Genomic DNA, 4,939 nt, shown 5'->3' with positions numbered 1-4,939 from the left:
GGTGGCGAAAGGGATATCGGGGGGCCAATAGTGCCAAACTGTGGATTGTACAGCCGAAGACACTGAAATCCACTCAAATTACAGCCGATGAAGCCAACAGTTTTTGGCCGAACTGGGGCAACGATGGAAAAACCATCTATTTTGTAAGTGAGCGAAAAACGAGTGTTTACAATATCTGGTCATGTGATCGGAATGGCAACCATCTTCGTCCGATTACAAGATTTAAAAAGGGGGAAGTTCGCTGGCTGAATGTGGCCCGAAGGGCTCCTCTGGCTGTGTATGAACGGAATTTTGGAATCTATCTGACCGATCTAACCAACGGAAAATCGCACCTCATCCCCATTCATGCCCCGTCGGAGATGAAAATAAACCGGACATTTCGTGCGAAAGATCTCAAGGTATCCGAATACCGGCTTTCCCCGGACGAAAAAAAGATTGCCGCCGTAGCACGGGGCGAAATTTTTGTGTTTGGTGTGAAGGGCGGGTATGCCAGGAATATTACCCAAACACCCTGGCGTGAGCGTGACATCTCCTGGGACAGTTCCAGCAGCAAGCTGGTTTACGTATCTGACGTGAACAGCAACCCGGATTTGTATCTCATCTCCGCGGAAGGAAATGCCCCTCCCGTCCGGTTAACCCATTCTGAAGAAGACGAGCTCGATCCCAAATTCTCACCCGATGGAAAATGGATTGCCTATTTTCGGGGGAAACGGCAGCTTCGCCTGATCAAACCGGACGGAAAACAGGATCACCTTTTGATCGAGGATGATTTTGGCGGGCTGTTTGCAGACGATTTTCGCTGGTCGCCCGATAGCCGATTTATTGCGGTTGTGACGCAAAAAGCGGGAAATGCCGATATTTACGCCGTGAATGTGGAAACCGGACAGACCACTCCGCTGACCAATACGGCGTATGACGAAAACACCCCGGTCTGGTCACCCGACGGGAAGTCGCTCTTGTTTTTGTCGAATCGGTTTGGCCACAGTTTCCCGGAATTTACCGGCAAATGGGATATTTACCAGCTCCATCTTATTCCGGAAAAGCCGAAATTTGATGAAGATGCCTTCGAAAAACTCTTTAAAACCGGGAAATCCTCTAAAGAAAAAAAGAAAAAGAAATCCAAGAAAAAACCCGTTCACATCCGTTTTGACATTGAGAATATGGATATTCAAACCCAGCCTGTTACTCAAACGCTGGGGAATGACGGTGAATTTATCATTTCTCCCTCGGATACGACGACCGTTTATTTTACATCGACCATTGACGGAAAAATGCACTTGTGGAAGACCAGTTTGGATCGCAAAAAACGAGGTACGTACAGCCCGTTTGCTTCTTCGGTGACGTATCCCCGGCAGCTTCAAATCGACAAAAAAGGGAAAAATCTGTTCTATTTATCCCGGGGGAAAATTGGGAAAATCATGCTGCCCAAAGGCAGTTCAAAGCCCATTTCGTTTAAGGCACGCCTGGATGTGGATCGACTGGGAGACTACGAACAGCTTTTAGGGGAAGTGTATTACACGCTGCAGCATTATTACTACGATCCCAAATTTCATCACACGAATTGGAAAAAGGTCTACCAGAGCTACCGGCCCGTTTTGGAGCAGGTGCGAGAGGACCGGGATTTTTATGATTATGTTAATGAGATGATTGGCGAACTGAATTCCTCCCATTCGGGAATCTATCCGCCGGGATCCCATCGTTCCAAAAAGGAATCCGCCTACATCGGTGCCACGTTTCGAGTGCAAGGTCACGCGCTTGCGATTGACCATATTTTCAGAGACAGTCCCCTTTACGCCTTCCGCGACAGCGTGCGTGCAGGTGATGTGATGGTATCGATTAATGGAAAACCGATTTCATCGACAAAAAATATCTGGGATATTTTGAACGGGGAACTGGGGCATCGGGTTGAGATTTCGGTGAAGAGCCAAAAGCTTGGCCGGAAGGTAACCGTTAAATTGAAACCGATTTCGTCGCGGGCACAGAATCACCTGGCGTTGGAGGAATGGATCCGATCGCGGAAGGCTATTGTGAAAGAGAAAACACACGATCAGGTGGCCTACATTTACATGCGGGCGATGGGGTCATCGGATTTAAAGCGATTCTTGAAGGAATTAGAACGCGATGCCGTGCCGAGAAAGGGACTCATTCTGGATATCCGGTACAACTTTGGCGGGAATGTCCACGACCGGGTGTTGCAAGCCCTGATGAAGCCGGTTTACGCAAAATGGAAGATTCGGGGACTTTCGGAGTCGCAGCAATCCACATTTGGATTTGCCAACAAACCCGTCGTATTGATGACCAATGAAACAACCCTGAGTGATGGTGAAATGACGGCCAACGGATTCAAGACTCTGCACCGGGGGCCAATTGTTGGAAACACCACCTACGGCTGGATTATTTTTACAACCGGTGTCCGCCTGATGAACGGAGCTTACGTCCGGCTTCCATTTTGGGGCTGCTACACACTGAATGGCCGCGATCTGGAAACCCAGGGCGGTGTAAAGCCGGATGTGAAGGTGGTCAACACACTTGCCGATGATTTGGAGGGAAGGGATCCTCAACTGGAAAAAGCGATTGAGGTGATGTTGAAAAAAATAGGATCAAAACCATAAAACTAATCGAGGATGTCGTTATGGAAATGAATGATTTGAATGAGGGACTGCTTCAATTAACTGCGAATACGATTCGATTCCTTGCGGTTGACGCCATTCAGAAAGCCAATTCTGGCCACCCTGGATTGCCCATGGGGGCGGCCGATTACGCGGCGGTGTTGTGGATGCGCTACCTGAACTTTAATCCCGAAGATCCCCACTGGCCCAATCGGGATCGATTTGTTCTGTCTGCGGGGCACGGTTCCATGCTGTTGTACGCGTTGCTGCACCTGGCCGGTTTTGATTTGACCCTCGAAGATCTGAAACAATTCCGCCAGCTCCACAGCCGGACGCCCGGACACCCCGAATATGGACTGACTCCGGGGGTGGAAACCACCACCGGCCCTCTGGGGCAGGGGTTTGGCAACGGTGTGGGGATGGCCATTGCGGCCAAAATGATGGCCGCTCGGTTTAATACGCCTGATTTTTCACCGGTTACACACCGGGTTTTTGGAATTGTGAGTGACGGGGATTTAATGGAAGGGGTGTCTTCCGAAGCCGCTTCTCTGGCCGGGCATCTGAAATTGGGCCATTTGATTTACATTTACGATGACAACCACATCACGATCGAAGGAAAAACCAGCCTCACATTTTCGGAGGATGTGGGAAAGCGATTTGAAGCGTACGGATGGCACATTCAAAAGATTGACGGCCATAATGTTCGGGAAATTGATCAAGCCCTGCAGCAGGCCATTTTGTTTGAGGACGCTCCCTCGCTGATTATTGCCAAAACACACATCGGCTTTGGAAGCCCCAACAAACAGGACACGTCGGCTGTTCACGGGTCTCCTCTGGGTGAAGAAGAGGTTCGTTTGACGAAGGAACATTTTGGGTGGCCGCTGGAGCCGACCTTTTATGTGCCCGAAGACGTCCGTATGGTCTTTAAGAACCGCCGATTTGAATTGAAGTCCCATTATGAGAATTGGCAGGCCGGTTTTCAGGACTGGCAGCAGGCCCATCCGGATCAGGCCCGACAATGGGAGGCCTATTTTAAAAAGGCCGTTCCGGAAAAATTGGCTGAACAATTGGTGGAATCGGTTAAGGGAACGGAAGGCGCCACACGGGCTCTTTCGGGGAAGGTGCTTCAAAAGGCAGCGGAACTCCTTCCGAATCTTGTGGGGGGATCAGCCGATCTGGAGCCGTCCACAAAAACCGGCATTAAGAATGCAGGGGATATTGAACCGGGAACATTCAGCGGGCGAAACTTTCACTTTGGTATTCGCGAACACGGCATGGGCAGTATTTTAAACGGGCTTTCCCTTTACGGAAGCTGGATTCCGTTTGGGTCTACGTTTTTGGTCTTTTCCGATTATATGCGCCCCACCATTCGCCTGTCCGCTTTGATGGGGATTCAGGTTATTTATGTGTTTACACATGACAGTATTTTTGTGGGAGAAGATGGCCCGACGCACCAGCCCGTTGAACACATCGCAGCCCTGCGGGTGATTCCCAATCTTCAGGTGGTGCGTCCGGCGGATGCAGAGGAAACTGCCCTTACGTGGGCTTTCGCCCTGCAGAGACAAGATGGCCCCACAGCCTTAATTTTGACCCGGCAGGGTGTGCCCGCTATTTCGCGTACTCAGCCCGTGACATTTGATCAGTTTTCCAAAGGGGGGTACATTGTTTCCGATGCCGTAAACGGAACCCCTGACCTGGTACTGGTGGCCACGGGGTCTGAACTTCACCTGGCCGTTGAGGCAAAAACGCGTCTGGAAAATGAAGGATTGAAGATTCGGGTGGTTTCCATGCCCGCTGACCGGCAATTTTTGCAACAGCCACGGGATTATCAGGAATCCGTTTTGGGCGAACCCCAGACAAAGCGGGTTGTAATTGAAGCAGGTGTTTCCGCAATCTGGCCGGAAATAGTGGGGAAATCCGCCCTTATGGTTGGAATCAATCGATTTGGTGCCTCGGCTCCGGCAAAAGATCTGGCCAATTATTTTGGACTGACGGCCGAAGCGGTGACGGAGAAGATTCGGACATGGCTGGGATAAGAGGCCACCGGGGGGAGGCCCAGTCGCATCCTTACCTTATCCCCATAATGAATTATGGGGATGGTACAAGTTTGGTATTGCAAAATGGAGTTAGTTTTTGTATAATCATCCCGATTCATTGGGGTGTATGAGGACTGTTGGGTTATTGCTTTACCCTCGTCAGATTATCCTTAGCTCATCCCCATAATGAATTATGGGGATGGTACAAGTCTGGTATTGCAAAATGGAGTTAGTTTTTGTATAATCATCCCGATTCATTGGGGTGTATGAGGACTGTTGGGTTATTGCTTTACC

Annotated in this window: 2 protein-coding genes; both read left to right on the top strand. The window is 49.9% G+C overall.

Annotated elements, in window-relative coordinates; genetic code table 11:
• A partial coding sequence (locus GXO76_11370; protein NOY78456.1) for a hypothetical protein occupies window positions 1–2,612 on the top strand: 2,612 nt, incomplete at its 5' end.
• A gap of 20 nt (window positions 2,613–2,632) precedes the next feature.
• Complete coding sequence (tkt, locus tag GXO76_11365) at window positions 2,633–4,645, top strand: transketolase (protein NOY78455.1); 2,013 nt, start codon at window positions 2,633–2,635, stop codon at window positions 4,643–4,645.
• The last annotated feature ends 294 nt before the right edge of the window (window positions 4,646–4,939 follow it).

This window comes from Calditrichota bacterium (assembly GCA_013151735.1).
In the GTDB taxonomy this organism is placed as follows: Bacteria; Zhuqueibacterota; JdFR-76; order JdFR-76; family BMS3Abin05; genus BMS3Abin05.
This window is presented reverse-complemented; position numbering and strand designations above follow the sequence as displayed.